This window comes from Rhodoligotrophos appendicifer, from assembly GCF_007474605.1.
Taxonomy (GTDB): Bacteria; Pseudomonadota; Alphaproteobacteria; order Rhizobiales; family Im1; genus Rhodoligotrophos; species Rhodoligotrophos appendicifer.
Window position 1 is genome coordinate 350,787 of the sequence record NZ_VHKL01000003.1, and the last position, 13,651, is coordinate 364,437.

The window sequence follows — 13,651 nt, forward strand, 5'->3', positions numbered from 1 at the left end:
GCCACGGGGATCGGGCCAGGAAAGGCGCCTCCCAACCCCGCCTCTGGCCTCACCCATAGGCCTGGCCCAGCACATCGATCACCACGTCCGCGCCGTCATAGGTCAAGAGGTAGCGGTCCTTTTCATGGGCGCCGCTGCTCACCACCGGTTTGCTCCCGCCGGCCGCCTGCCAGGCCGAGGGCCAGGCGAAGCTCCGTCCTCCCGTGGCATCCTGCTTCACGACCAGCAGCAGCTGCCCGCCAGAGGCCGGCCAGTTCGTCACCGAAAGCACGGCGACATTGGCCGTGAGCGTCGCCTCCGCATGCTGCCCGTCGGCATAGTCGATGGCCAATGTTCCGGCAGCGAGGGCCGGCCATTGGCGCGACAAGGCATGCGCCCCCGTGAAGCCAGACGCGATCGCCAACGCCCCGCTCCCCCGGTCGACGCTGAGCGCGTCATGCCAGCTTGACCCGTCGCTGCTGACCTTGAGGTGCAGGTCGTCGTCGCCCGTCAGCCCGAGTTCCGCCCGACCCGAATAGCCGCTCTGGAACAGCAGCGACGCGGTGTCCGCCGCGCTCTCCTTGTTCATCGTATAGCGCAGATCACCGTCCCCGCCCTCGCTCACGGTCTTGGCCGTGAACAGCGCGGCATTGAGCTTCGCCGCCAGGGGAGTGCTCCCATCCGCCACCGTCCCGATGCCGAGCAGCGCAATATCCTGCAGCGCTGCGGCGGAAATGGGCAGTCCGCCCCAGGCGGCACCGTCCCACACCAGCGCGAGGGTCTCGTCCGCCACCCAGGCGAGCCAGCCCTCCTGGGGCGCATGGAACATCCAGGCCCCGGCCTGGAAGGCAGCGATCTCGTTGCCGTGCCCTGACCAGAGGCCCGTAGCCCCCGGTGCGATCAGATAGCGGTCGCCCTCCCCCGGACTGCCGGGGGGTGCCGTGAGGTCGCGGTCGAGCACCGCCAGCTGCACCAGCGTGTCCAGGCGGTCCAAGGCGTCGTTCACCGTCACATGTTTCTGCGCTTGTGCGGCCTCGAGATAAGGCAGCCGCAGATGCTCGCTCTCAGACATGGATGATCTCCCTGCGCGCCGTGCCCCGGCCATAGGTCGCCGAGACCTGATAGACCTTCACGGCAAAATCATTGGCGGGCGTCCCGAAATCGGCCGCTTGCTGCGCGGCTTCGTATCGGACGGAGGCCTCGTCCACGGCCAGCGTCCTGACCACCTCATCCGATCCGTCGAGCACCTCGACCACATAGGCCTCCCGCTCTTCGGCCAGGGCCACCTCCGCGAGCGCCCAATTGTCCCCGCCGCGGCGGGTACGGCGGACCCACTGGATCAGGATGTCTCCGGAGGCCTCCCGGCGCCCGCGAAGATGGGCGGGACTGTAGGGCCGGAGCCCCGTCCCGGAAAAGGCATGCTCCAGGGTCAGATAGGTGTCGGCGCCGATGTCGTCGCCGGCCGGACCGGCGCGATAATGATATGGCAGCCCCACATCGGCGGCTTGCATGGCAACCGGCACGACCGCTCCATCCAGGATCAGACAGCGCGCACCGGCAGCGATCGAAGCGGCCATCTCCCCCTCGCTGCCGAACTGGCCGCGCAACAGCATCGACAAGGCCCAGCTCTGGGGCCCGACCAGCTCGGCATCGGCAAATTGCAAGACCTCCCAGCGCCCTTCGCCCGTCTCGATCGCCAGCAGATTGCCGCCGCCGAAGACGGCAAGCTCCGGCAGGGACGCGGCAGCCCCTCCATAGAGGCGCAGGACCAGCCGGTTGCCGCGGTCCCAGCGCCCGGTGGGTCCCGCTGCGAAAGCCTCCAGGCTCTCGCCGGCCGCCGCGGGCGCCTGCAGCACCGTGTTCAGCGCATATCCGCTGCCTTGGGGCGAGCGATAGAGGTGGACGGCGCCCGGCCAGGGCTTGGCATAGGCCGCCACATAGCCGGCCCAGTCCGGGTCCTGATCGCGCAGTCGCGGCAGGTCGAGGAAGCCGATCGCCGGCGGCCCGGTGACCGGGGCGACCGCACCGCCCAGCGCGCCCCCATGGCGCTGCGCCACATAGGCGGAGGCGAAGACATCGGCATCGAAGGCCCGCGCCTCGCAGGTCCGAGAGGTGAGTTCGCTCACCCGCTCGATCCGGAGAATGCGGGATCCCGACGCCCTCTCGAGCTTCACCACGTCGCCGGGATCGATGCGCAGTCGCGACGGCGGCAGCGTGAAGCCGGCCTGTTCCCGGGCGACCCAGAGATCCTGCAGCCAGCTGTCCGCGGCGGCTTCGGCGCGTCCCTGATCCAGGACCACCGCGACCTCTGCCTGCGCCACCCGCGCCGTCGCCCCCGGGACTCTTCGCGCCTCAGCCACGGCGGCGCGGTAATCCGCATTGCCCTCGATGAAGCGGAGTTTCGCCACATCGGGCAGCTCCGTCTCCTGCCGCCGGGTCAGCGCGAGAATGTGCCCGTCGCCGCCGCCCTCCACGAGTTCGTCCTCGCTCACCGTGATCGCCGGCGCCAATCCCTGTTTCGAGACGGCACGGATCGCAGTCCCCGTCTCCACCATGTCGAAGCCGAACATCACCTCCAGCGGCTGCACCGCATCGCGGAACGACAGCACCCGGTCGAGGACATAGCCATCCACGGTCCCGTGCAGGCCGGCGGTATCGAGATCCGTGAACCCATAATCCTGACCCAGCGCCTGCAGCAGGTCCGCCAGCGAGACGGCGGTCGCCCGGCCGGAGATCCAGTGCCCCTGGCTCCAATTCTCCGCATCCCCCCAGGCGCTGCGATCGATGGGAAACGACGGAAACGGCCGCGCATCCCACGCCCAGACGGCCATCCGCTCCGCATCGATCATGGGACCGTCATAGCTGCCGGTCGGATTGTTGCCCGCATCGGGGTGCCAGTACCGGTGCACGGCCTCCAGATAGGACCGCTGGATCGTGTCGTCGCGGCCCCCGGTGGAGAAGGGCGGCAAGCCCGAATCCGATGATTTGGCATCGAAGAACAGGTTTGGCTGGTTCGTGCCCTTGTCGATGGCGGGGCAGCCGCATTCGACGAAGCGGATGGGCTTGCTCTGGGCGCTCCAGGCGGTGGCGGAGACCGCCTCCACCCCGCCCGGCCTGTCGTGATGCGGCTGCCCCCACCAGCTCCTCAGATCCTTGTTGCGGAAGACCCAGGGCTTCCCATAAGCGACATCCGTGATCGGCGACCGCCCCTGCGCCCGCCTTGCCTCGGCATCGGCGTAGAACCAATCATACGAGTTTTACCCACGTAACCCCTTGATTTTAAACAATTCTGTCTTTGAGCGGACCGGTATTTTTGCCTACCCTGGCGCCTTCTTAATGCCCTATGTTCAAATATCCGATCAGCTCAGGGCATAATCTCTGATTGATGTACTGCAGACAGGCTATGAAGCACCTGAGTGACGAAGTTCCCTTCTGATATTTATCTTGTTATAAATACAAACACCCAATGTTTGAAAATATAACAACACATCTAGTGCGAATATTTAAGTAGACTCCGTAATTAATTGCATCTAGTCTCCCCTTATCGAAGTAGAGGGGACGAAACATGACGAATGAATTTGAGGTTGGGTCTGTGTTGCCTGATTCAGTTTGCGGGCAACTCGTGCGCGCTGCTTACGATCTAAACGAACAGGTGTCGAAACCTCAGACGGTGGTGGGATATAGGGAGACACGGCGATTGGCTGCTCGGTTGCAGGCATGTCTGGATATTGCGCAAATCGAAGCGCGCGAGTGAGATGCGAGCTTCTGGGGGCGCCGAGGAGTGCGGCGCCCCCAGGCTCAGCCTTCGTCCTCTCCTACCAGTGCGAAAGAGTAGGGTCGGGCGAAATATGCAAATCTGAGTCTGTAACCGTTGGGGACATCGTCCTTCGTGCTGGTGCAGTCAAAACGGATCGCAATGTCGAAGTTGGGAGACTTAAGATCGGCAGACTGGAAGTCCGCCAAGAGTTCGAAGATGTGTCTCTTGTCCGTCAGCTCCACCGTAAATGACCCGGAGTTGCTGGCCTTGTTCCAGGTCGGATCTGTCCATCCGTCGAGGTGTGCGCCGTAGTCGGTCGCGTCGGTTGCGAACCAGATATGGTCCCAGACGCGATCGTTGATTTCTTCGAGTTCGCGCCGCGTGTAGGCGGTCACCGGGCGGCCTCCTGACTGAGTAAGAAGTCCAATTCGGCTTCCAGGGTGACAACAGCTGCTAAGTGATTGTCACGGTGAATGATGTACTCTTCAATTATGCGTTGATACCCGGCATGCCGATCTCTGATGCTTTGGATTTGCCGCCGGATCTTTGCTATTTTTTCCTCAGTCGTGGGAGGGACGCGCTTGGGCCTGCGGGTCCGCAACTTACTCACTGGCATCGGCGAGCCTCGCCCTTAGTCTCTCGACGCGTTCAAGCGCCTGGGTGCGATGGGCGCCTGAACTCCCAGCGGCCATGTGCGTCCAATAGAGGATCGCTTGCTCAGTGGTGAATCGCTCGGGCATCGTTGAGTGTTTTCTGGTGGTGGTCCAAGAGGTGGCTGAGTCGAGTCCGCCGATGCACGCCTGAGGTTTGTTGGTGGTGGTCATGATTCAGTCCTCTGAGCCAGGGCATCTGCAGCTTGCTGATAATTGGCGAGATCCATTCGCTCGGCTGGCGACATGGGCTGATCGATAGTCCTTTGCTCGTCCTGCAGCGAACGGCGAAGCCTGAGAATTTCCACCATGTCGGTCTGGCGTAAGGTGTTCGCTGGTCTCTCCTCGATGGCTCTGATCTGGCTAAGGAGGTGATCGCGGCGGGTCGCTGCGGATGTCGCCCGGTCGGCTGCATCTTTCTCGATCCGTGTGATCTGTTGGGTGAGAGCGATACCGGCGCGGCGGTCCTGCGCTGTCCTGGAGAGGACGATGCGTTCCAGATGTTCCTGAGCCAGTGAAGCGGCGTCATCTTCTGCAAAGGCGCCCCAAGGGTCGGCGAAGATGTCCGCGATGAGGGCTTGGCGGTTCTCTAGCGGTAGGTTTCCATCGATCGTCTTGAGGTCCTTGGAGGCAAGGATCTCCTCGATGCGATGGACTAGGAGGCGACGGTTGCGGAGCTTGAGAGCGTCGCTCATTAGTTCGCGAGCCTGTACGGCGTGAGCGCCGGGCTGTTGTGCATAACGGCGAGCAATTCGGCATCTGGGAGTTGCTCCCTGCGAGCGCCGGTAAATAGGGCGACCGCGACGTACTCATCAGCGCAAACGATGGGGATAATTTCCTCGATTCTGGTCACGTCGAGTTTTGCAACTGGACAAAAATCGCGGATGCGACGGGCAATAAGTCTTGCATGGGCGTTTTGCATAGCGGTGGGCATGATTAATTAGTTTCCTTGCTTGCGAAATATTCGCGAAGAGCGGCGACAATAATGGATTGCTGAGACACTGAGTGGTGCACGGCCTGTAGGCGCAATCGGACTACAAGATCAAATGGCAAAGCTACGCTGGTTGGGAGAGTTCCCTTCCGGGAGTGGTTGGACCTGGTATTGTTCTTGATGGATCGAGTCTTCATTTGCGGACAATGAGGAGTTCTCCCTGAAAAGTCAATGTGAGCCACTTGAATATTAATAGTGGCGTAAATTGATCAAGCAAAGGGGATGAAGCTGGAGGCGGGTTACTGCTGCGCCACTATTTAGTGGCGTGGTTCAGGGATTGACTTCCGAACCCACATGTGCGATAGGAAGTCAAGATGGTAAAACATCTCGGTTTGCCGCCAGAAGCGATGAACTGGATCAACTCTCTGTGACCGGCTTGGACGGCGAATTGCAAACGCCGTCCTACTACCCCGTCAGTCATGGAGCCTACAGATACCCCAATCAGCCGGAGGTGAAGCACCGCACATGGAGAACTATAATGAACACGCACGCCCAAGATTCATTTCAAGATAATTCGCGCGCCGATAAGGCCGCCAACGACAATTCCAAAAGCCAACATATTCCAGGCGACGAGCCGACAGGATTTAAGTCGGACACTCCTCCCCCAGATGACAAACCGAAGTATGTAACCGGCGACCTTCTCCGCTTTGAACGGGAGTTCTCCTCCACGTTCGACGCAGAAACTTTCATGCGCTTGCATCACCGCAAGGGGGATCTAGGCTATCGACCGGGCGCCGACGAGCAAGGGTACTTCTGGCAGTGCCCAAACGAGACAGCTCATGCTGACCAATCCTTTGACCGTCCCACATCCTTCTATGTGATCAACGCTTCGGATAACGCCGATTCTGGATTTGAGATGGGCTGCCCTGATCCGGCATGTGCTCACTTGAAACGGAACGATTTCCTCGACCAGTTTTGCGTCAAGGACAAGGTCACGATGGAGGCGCTAGAGAGCTTCGTGGCTCCGGCTGAAGATGAAAACGAGGATGAGGATGAGGCAGACGAGGACACCGTCTCCATCCAGGATTACATACGCTCTAGAGTGACCGGGACTCGCGACCCCGAGCAGGTTTCAAATGTCTGCCGTGGTATATTGATTGGTCCGCCCCACCCCCCGTTGGTCATAGGGAACGCGATCAAACTCATCGCCTCACTGTCTGGTTTTACGGAAACTGAAGTAAAAGCAGAGTTTGATAGACTTCGGAAATCTTCCGAAAAAATTCACGAGGCCAAAAATTCCAAATCGAAACATAATGATGAAGAGTTTGATTTAGAAGATGCATATGAAAAACGTTACAACAAACGATATGTTTTTATTATCCAAGACAAGAAGCATTACGTCCTCCGAGTCCCCCAGAGCCGCGATGAGACCTACGAACTGTACTCACCGCAAGCTTTTTTTGATTTATATCTATGGGATTCATATTATTACGAAGATAGTTCAGGGAAAACGCGAAAAGGTTATGTGGCGCGAGCTTGGTATGAAACTGAGCACAGACTCAATTTCCCAAGCGGCATCGGTTTTTTCCCTGATGGCAAGATCCATAAAGGGTATTGGAACGAGTATTGCGGTCTAGCCTTCGAGCCGAACAAGGCTGGGAGTTGGGATAAGCTAAAAACTCACATGTTGGACAACATCTGTCAGGGTGACAAAGTACATTATGAGTGGCTGATGTCCTGGATGGCGTTCAAGGTTCAGCACCCCGATAAGAAGCCCGAGAGTGCCGTTGTACTGATAGGCGAAAAGGGGGTAGGCAAATCAAAACTGTTCGAGTGGTACGCTGAGATTTTCAAGCCTCATGCAATCATTGCGACACAGCAAGAACATATCACCGGGCGGTTCAATGACCACCTCCGCAAGGCGCTCCTTCTTGTTTGTGAAGAGTCAATATGGGCTGGAAATCACAAGGATCATGGGGCTCTAAAGAATCTCATCACGGGCGGCAAAGTACAATACGAAGCGAAATTTAAAACCGCTGGACAGGGTGAAAGCTATACAGCATTAGCCTTCATCTCCAATGAGGCATGGGTTGTCCCTGCATCTCTCAGGGAGCGCCGTTACTTCGTCCTAGGTGTGGGTGATCAAAGGCGCGGTGACACGAAGTACTTTGGTGATATCGATCTGCAGATGAAATCTGGAGGAAAGGAAGCCATGCTTGCCGAACTTCTCGAGTGGGATTTCAGTAAGGCTAACCTGAGGAAGCCCATCAAGACGAAATGGTTGGTTGAACAGGCTGAGCAGAGCATGGAGCCGCACGAGGCCTGGATAGTAGAGGCTTTACGCTCAGGAGAGTTCCTTTCGGACTGCAGGAGGATAGAACTCAATTGGCAGGATGAGACTGAGGTTAGTAAGGACGATGCCCTTCAGCTCTATTGGAGCTATATCGACAGCAGCTATCCCACCGGCACTAAACGCAAGCTATCACGGGTAGCCTTGGGAAGGGCGCTTCATGCACTAATTCCTGGCTTGGTATCAGACCGGCAGAAAAGCGACGGATCGCGTCCATACTTCCTCCCTCCGGCAAAGGACATGCAAACTCATTTTGAGAAAGACGGCCTGGAGTTCGAGCCTCGGAAGAGAGCCGCCTAACAGTATCCAAACTGAAAGCAACTGGATGCAATTTCAAACTGTTAGACTTTTTTCGTTCAAAATCAACGTTTTAACAGGTTAACAGTATAAACAGGCTAGCAATCGCTATTGGTAACCGCTCCCCGACTGAGGGTGTGTGTTATCTCTCTTTGATCCGTATATAGTGAATCTACCTGTTAAACATGTTAATCCTGTTAAGAGTCTGAAAAGAAACGAAAAATCGCCAACAGGTTTCTTAACAGGTTCCCGCGCTGCCTGTTAAGGAATGAAAGCGGTGACCCGTACTAATAGACGTTTATAACAGCTACCGGAGTGAACTGCTCTCGCCCCTCTCTAGCGAAGCCCTCCATGACGTGCATGCTCCACTTTAAGCCGGGATTTTGGGGAAGCGCAGGGATATTATACAGTTCGCGAATATCGCTCGCCAGAGTGTGAGCTTGCAGACCCATCCTCGCATAACCTCGCGCTAGAGCGTCGTCGGCCTCTTCGCGGCCACCAAACTCCGCCATTTCCTTAATCGCATTCCATTCCAACGTGGTTTCCGTAGAGAGATTCAAAAGGCGTGCGGATAGAGCAAGGTCTAGGTATTTCCAGGAATTGTCTTCTGGAAACTGAGGTATACTCCATACCTTACCCAGAGGCGCCCCTTCCTCTCCTTTACTGAAGAGATGATTGTTGTAATCGGAAAGAGCTTGTCCCGTGTCGATAATAAATCGATCAAGGGAATTGGTGATCCTTAGTCCGAGGTATGTCGCATCTATCTGCTGAGCCTTCTTAATAAAATAGTGTTCTTTCCAGTACCCGAGGCCAAAAGTAAAAAGAGCGGAGATAAGACCGCTCCCCAAGCCTAAGGCTATGATTTGTGGCCATTCCATGCTCAACTCTCGAAAAATCTCGGGGAGGACGAAACTATGATTGATAAACGCCCGTCGTTTACTCGTCTACCTACTATCACTGACCAGAAGTATCGGTCACCTATGAACGCAAAAGGACTGGCCAAATTGGCGGCTCAGATAGACGCCGCTCTACTGACTGGGACGTTGAACGGTTATGAAGAGAAAGCCTTGATAGACATACAACGCCGCATCGTAGAACGAAGGCTACTCACGGGTCCTCAAGAAGCCTTCGTGTACAAACTGCTAGCCCAGGCTGGCGTTCTGTAAATTTCTGCAAATCTGGAATATAAAACCTATGTTAAGGTATGATCAGTGTCCCGTTCTAAAACCATTGCTCAGGCTGGCTTACATTGCTAGGCAGGGGGCCAATGCTAGCATGCTCGCTAATGGAGCGATTATGATTACTACAGCTACCATAATCCGAGATGTGTTGGAGAAAGAACAACTCAGACTTCTTGCAAAACAAATGGTGTCACATGGGACTATCGGCCTACTCTCCGGTTTCCTAGCAATTTACTCATTTGCATGGATAGAAAGTTTTGAGGCTGAAAAGACTGACCCTGAGTTGCAGGATCGCATCATCTATTGGTGGTCCAACGCACTTGCTATAAGCGTAGTTGGCGCAACCCTTCTTAGCCTTTACCAACTCCAGGCAGCGCTCAGGGCATTTGCCGTTTTTTTTAAGTCGGTGTGATCGCAGTTGTGCCACTCGGTGGGGCGCAATTTGACCAAACACAGGCCGGCAGCCTAAGCACTTTCGCGCAAGAATATTACGTTATCTCAACTTTAACGTGTATTTCGGTATCTTTTTGATACTGTTGCCAAAAAGACACACCCAGGTCAGTTTAATTGGCTATGGCCCCGTACCAAAAAACCCCTCTGAAAAACTGTAATCAAAGCTAGCAAATCCGCCACTCTCCAGCCCATCAATCTCCGTGCCAAATATCACTTCTTTTTTAGTACAGCCGGTGATAGGGTCATTTCATTGGAGGAATGCAGATGAACAAGCGTGCGGCGATCTATCTCCGGGTGTCGACCAAGGAACAGACGACTGACAATCAGCGCCTTGCCCTTGTCGAGGTCGCTGAGCACGCTGGATGGCAGGTTGTCGAGGTCTATGAGGACCACGGCATCAGCGGCGCCAAGGGTCGTGACAAGCGGCCTCAGTTGGATGCCATGTTGAAGGACGCCACCCGCCGCAAGTTTGACGTGGTCATGGCGTGGTCAGTTGATCGCCTGGGCAGGTCACTGCAGGATCTCGTTGGTTCCCTAGCAGATCTTAGAAGTAGCAATGTCGATCTCTTTTTGCATCAACAGGCGCTCGACACCACGACGCCAGCAGGTAAGGCGATGTTCGGGATGCTGAGTGTGTTCGCTGAGTTCGAGCGCTCCATGATTGTTGAACGCGTCAACGCTGGGCTAGCGCGAGCGCGTAAGACAGGGACAAAGACAGGTCGCGCATTCGGGCGCCCGACGCTTAAGCCTGCTACTGTCGATCGCATTCGCCGATCATTGAACGAGGGGCTATCGATCCGCAAGACAGCCGAGGCAACAGGCGTCAGCCCTGCAACCGTAATGAAGTTTCGTCCGTAGTGGGAGGGACCCTGACGCACCCCTGGGTTGTGGCCCTCAAACGCGCCCTGTAGCTGTCAGCCTAACCCACAATAGTTTCAGCACGGGTTGCTTCTTGTCTCGACGCAAAAATCCGAGTTACTGAGCTTTGGGTTTGGTACCAAAACCATTATTATTGCAAGAATTACAAATACAATTCCAGCAAGACCATACTTATATCGACGCTCTCCCTGCTTCACTCTGGAAGTTAGAAGCTTATAAAGAATTATGAGAAGAGCCAATATTATCATTGGCTTAAATATTTCACCCAGAGGCGTGAAAAATATTACGACAATAGGAATTGCAATATAAGGAAAAATCTCCTTTATAAAATTAATCCAAGGATGGTTCACGTTGACTTTTTCCATTTTCTAAAATAGAAATATGATTTCTATTTCATTTTAGTCCCTCGGCATCGTATTTAGCCGATCGAGTTCAACATGTGTCAATCTATATTACAGAGTTCGCATCAATTGCGAGCGATGGTTCCGCAAATCTCTTAAACGAGACCCCCCGCGAGCCTGCTATTGCCTCCAGGAAGATCGCGACCTCAGCAACCGCCGTCCTTGTAACGATGAACTCGGACACTCGTTTTGTGCGCGTAATCGCCGACTCTGCGGTTTGCATCGCTATCGGCACAAGTCCCGTCGCCACCACCTCCGACCGGCTCCTCCCAGCTAACGCAATTGAACGCGTGCACTTCCCCGATGGCTACAAGCTTTCGGTGATCGCGGCGTCCTAAATGACTGAGCGCCATACCTTAGAATTTGCTATCGATGCAAAGAAGGCCATTGCAGGTTCCAAGCAGGTTGTCAGCGGCCTCGATAAGATTCGAATCGCCGTCGAGAAACTCAACGCCGCACAAAAGGCTGCCGCCAAGGTTCCCGCCCCCAGGATCTCCTCTGCCGCTCCAGGTGGGGGCCGCATGATCAGCGCCCCGCGTAGTCCAGCCATCCCTCGGACCTCAACAGGCACCGTCGACGCCACGAAACTCCTCCGCGACCAGGAAGCTCAACTCTTCCGCAACATCGCTGCCCAGAACCGCGCTGAGCGAAGTGCCGCGCTTCTTACAAAACAGCTAAACAATATGGGAGGTTCGAAGGCCTCTATTGCATCCGTCACCACCGCGATAGATGGCCTGAACCGTGGCTTTGCGGCAGGTGTCAACTCAGGTCATGACCGAAACCGGATCATGTCGCAGTTCGCCCAGGCAACACAATCCGCCCGGATGGAAGCAGCCCGCGCTGACGGTGTTGTAGGTCGAGCTGCAAAATCGTTCCTAGGTTTTCAGCTCTCAGCCGGTAAAGCTGGTGGCAAGCTCGGCACCTTCGCAAGCGCGATGTCCAATGTCTCACTCGCCGCTGGCACCCTCCGGGGAGGACTGATCGGTCTGGCTGGGATCATGGGAGGCAGTGCCTTTGTCCGGTCCGCCGACACATGGACCAACTTCGAAAATAAAATTGGCCTCACCGCGAAATCCACAAATGAACTGGCAAGCGCACAGGCGGAGCTATTTCGAATTGCCCGCGAAAGCCGCTCCAGCCTCGAAGCGGTCAGCGGTTTGTATACGCGACTCAGACTTGCCGGTAAGGATCTGGGGACCACCCTATCCCTAACTCAGGTCATCTCCCAATCCGCCAGCCTCGGCGCAACTGCCCAGGGCGCCGCTAATGCGGTCACGCAGCTGTCCCAGACCCTCGGCGGAGGCGATGGAGCAATCCTCCGCGCAGAAGAGTTAAACTCAATCATCGAGGGTAGTCCAAATCTACTCAACCGAATGGCGAGCGGTCTCAACCTGACCACCGGAGAGTTCATCAAACTTGCACGCGCGGGCGGTATTAGCGCAAAGCAGATTCAAGATTCCCTCACTGGTCAGGCCGATGCCATCGCGAAGTCTTTTGAGTCTCAAAAGGTCACCGTTTCCAGCGCCCTCGTCGTCTTTGACAACGCGTTCGCCAAAATCAGCGGCGATACTAATGGCATTAATGGCGCCCTTTCAACACTCATCCTGGAGGGCGCGGACGGCATGGTCAAACTGTCGGATGGCATTAAGGGCCTCGGAGGCTCATTCGACATCGCCAAGGTGTTCAGCACCAACTTCGCGAGCGGTACTCTCACCGATATCAACAATATCATCGCGGCTTTCAAAGGCCTCAACACCTACGTCAAGGACATGTTCGGGCTCGGCAAGTCGGCGGTCCCTCCCGATCAGATGGCCACCTATCTAGGCAACTCGAAAGCCATCAGCGACAGCTACTATCAAAGTTTCGCAAACGATTACCTCAGCCGCCTCAAAGCAGAGTTTGAAGCACAGACAGGCGGGTCCAGCCTTGGCCCACGATCGACGCCGACGCCGGGTCCTAATGGAGAGTCCTTCTCCATCAGTCCGTCGGGCGGAGGTGCTCCAGGTCCAAACAATCTGAACGCACCAACCGACGCTTGGAAAGGCTTTAATTCGGGGCTCGACGAGTCCGCGAAGAAACTCACCGATCTCAAGACGACCGTAGTCACTGACCTTTCGAATGGAATCGCTGAAATGGCGCTGAGCGGTAAGGCCAACTTCTCCGCCATGGTGGAAGATTGGAATAAAAAGTTGATAGCCCTGGCAATCTCATCCGCGTTCCAGGCTGTCCTGAACATGCTTTCTGGTGGCATGGGCGGCGCTGGAGGTGGCATGGGAGGGATGATCGGTAGCACCATCATGAGCTTTTTTAACCACGATGGGGGTCGTGTAGGCGACTACAACCCTCATACTCGTCACCTCCCGGCATCACTTTTCATGGGGGCGCCAAAATTCCATGATGGGCTCACCAGCAAAGAGTTCCCGACTGTCCTCGAACGGGGAGAAAGGGTGCTCACAGAAGCCCAGGACGCGCGCAACATCGCGACCATGACTGGGCTTTCCAGTGTCGCCCTCACTGCCCAGCGGGCAGCAATCGCAGCACCATCTCCCAACGTCGAGATGCCGGTCACGATCATCAACAACTCGGACAGTCAGGTATCAACCAAAAAGTCGGATGACGGCATGGGTAACATCAGGCTCGAAGTATTGGTCGAGAAGGCTGTGAACAAAGGGATCAAAGAAGGCCGCTTCGACGGCGCCAACAGAGGGAGATACGGAATGCGTCCCTCCTCTGGTATTAGATAATCATAAAAAGAAAGGTATATATTACACAT

At 56.1% G+C, this 13,651-nt stretch carries 10 protein-coding genes and 1 pseudogene; 4 read left to right on the forward strand and 7 right to left on the reverse strand.

Annotation, left to right across the window (positions count from 1 at the left end; translation table 11 throughout):
- Positions 1–49: 49 nt before the first annotated feature.
- The 6 genes and pseudogenes from FKM97_RS08590 to FKM97_RS08610 form a co-directional block, all read right to left on the reverse strand.
- The gene (locus FKM97_RS08590; RefSeq protein ID WP_144291989.1) at positions 50–1,051 is read right to left on the reverse strand and encodes a DUF2793 domain-containing protein; all 1,002 of its coding nucleotides are present in this window, start codon (positions 1,049–1,051) and stop codon (positions 50–52) included.
- Positions 1,044–3,221 (reverse strand): annotated as a pseudogene (locus FKM97_RS08595) (baseplate multidomain protein megatron); the annotation flags it as partial. The pseudogene FKM97_RS08595 and the gene FKM97_RS08590, both read right to left, overlap by 8 nt.
- Positions 3,222–3,777: 556 nt before the next feature.
- Positions 3,778–4,131: a hypothetical protein gene (locus FKM97_RS08600; RefSeq protein WP_144291991.1), complete on the reverse strand. Its 354-nt coding sequence runs from the start codon at positions 4,129–4,131 to the stop codon at positions 3,778–3,780.
- 207 nt (positions 4,132–4,338) lie between these two features.
- The gene (locus FKM97_RS26515) at positions 4,339–4,560 is read right to left on the reverse strand and encodes a hypothetical protein (RefSeq protein ID WP_205014839.1); all 222 of its coding nucleotides are present in this window, start codon (positions 4,558–4,560) and stop codon (positions 4,339–4,341) included.
- Positions 4,557–5,081: a hypothetical protein gene (locus FKM97_RS08605; protein ID WP_144291992.1), complete on the reverse strand. Its 525-nt coding sequence runs from the start codon at positions 5,079–5,081 to the stop codon at positions 4,557–4,559. The genes FKM97_RS26515 and FKM97_RS08605 overlap by 4 nt, the downstream gene beginning before the upstream one ends.
- On the reverse strand, positions 5,081–5,320 hold the full coding sequence (locus tag FKM97_RS08610) for a hypothetical protein (protein ID WP_144291993.1): 240 nt from the start codon (positions 5,318–5,320) through the stop codon (positions 5,081–5,083). The genes FKM97_RS08605 and FKM97_RS08610 overlap by 1 nt, the downstream gene beginning before the upstream one ends.
- A gap of 535 nt (positions 5,321–5,855) precedes the next feature.
- On the opposite strand from FKM97_RS08610, the gene FKM97_RS08615 reads away from it, so the two are divergent.
- Positions 5,856–7,967: a primase-helicase family protein gene (locus tag FKM97_RS08615; protein ID WP_144291994.1), complete on the forward strand. Its 2,112-nt coding sequence runs from the start codon at positions 5,856–5,858 to the stop codon at positions 7,965–7,967.
- A 284-nt stretch (positions 7,968–8,251) separates the two neighbouring features.
- On the opposite strand, the gene FKM97_RS08620 is transcribed toward FKM97_RS08615, so the two are convergent.
- Positions 8,252–8,842 (reverse strand): hypothetical protein, encoded by a 591-nt coding sequence (locus FKM97_RS08620; protein WP_144291995.1) that lies wholly within the window; start codon positions 8,840–8,842, stop codon positions 8,252–8,254.
- A gap of 418 nt (positions 8,843–9,260) precedes the next feature.
- Between FKM97_RS08620 and FKM97_RS08625 the strand changes: the two genes are divergently transcribed.
- From FKM97_RS08625 to FKM97_RS08635, 3 genes are all read left to right on the forward strand, one after another.
- The gene (locus tag FKM97_RS08625) at positions 9,261–9,557 is read left to right on the forward strand and encodes a hypothetical protein (protein WP_144291996.1); all 297 of its coding nucleotides are present in this window, start codon (positions 9,261–9,263) and stop codon (positions 9,555–9,557) included.
- Between the two features lie 305 nt (positions 9,558–9,862).
- A complete protein-coding gene (locus FKM97_RS08630) occupies positions 9,863–10,456 on the forward strand; it encodes a recombinase family protein (RefSeq protein WP_144291997.1) in 594 nt (197 codons plus the stop codon).
- A gap of 760 nt (positions 10,457–11,216) precedes the next feature.
- On the forward strand, positions 11,217–13,622 hold the full coding sequence (locus tag FKM97_RS08635; RefSeq protein WP_144291998.1) for a tape measure protein: 2,406 nt from the start codon (positions 11,217–11,219) through the stop codon (positions 13,620–13,622).
- Positions 13,623–13,651: the final 29 nt, after the last annotated feature.

Coding starts and splice junctions, on each gene's coding strand:
- FKM97_RS08590 (WP_144291989.1), bottom strand. CDS start 1,051: ATGTCTGAGAGCGAGCATCTGCGGCTGCCTTATCTCGAGGCCGCACAA.
- FKM97_RS26515 (WP_205014839.1), bottom strand. CDS start 4,560: ATGACCACCACCAACAAACCTCAGGCGTGCATCGGCGGACTCGACTCA.
- FKM97_RS08605 (WP_144291992.1), bottom strand. CDS start 5,081: ATGAGCGACGCTCTCAAGCTCCGCAACCGTCGCCTCCTAGTCCATCGC.
- FKM97_RS08610 (WP_144291993.1), bottom strand. CDS start 5,320: ATGCCCACCGCTATGCAAAACGCCCATGCAAGACTTATTGCCCGTCGC.
- FKM97_RS08615 (WP_144291994.1), top strand. CDS start 5,856: ATGAACACGCACGCCCAAGATTCATTTCAAGATAATTCGCGCGCCGAT.
- FKM97_RS08620 (WP_144291995.1), bottom strand. CDS start 8,842: ATGGAATGGCCACAAATCATAGCCTTAGGCTTGGGGAGCGGTCTTATC.
- FKM97_RS08625 (WP_144291996.1), top strand. CDS start 9,261: ATGATTACTACAGCTACCATAATCCGAGATGTGTTGGAGAAAGAACAA.
- FKM97_RS08630 (WP_144291997.1), top strand. CDS start 9,863: ATGAACAAGCGTGCGGCGATCTATCTCCGGGTGTCGACCAAGGAACAG.
- FKM97_RS08635 (WP_144291998.1), top strand. CDS start 11,217: ATGACTGAGCGCCATACCTTAGAATTTGCTATCGATGCAAAGAAGGCC.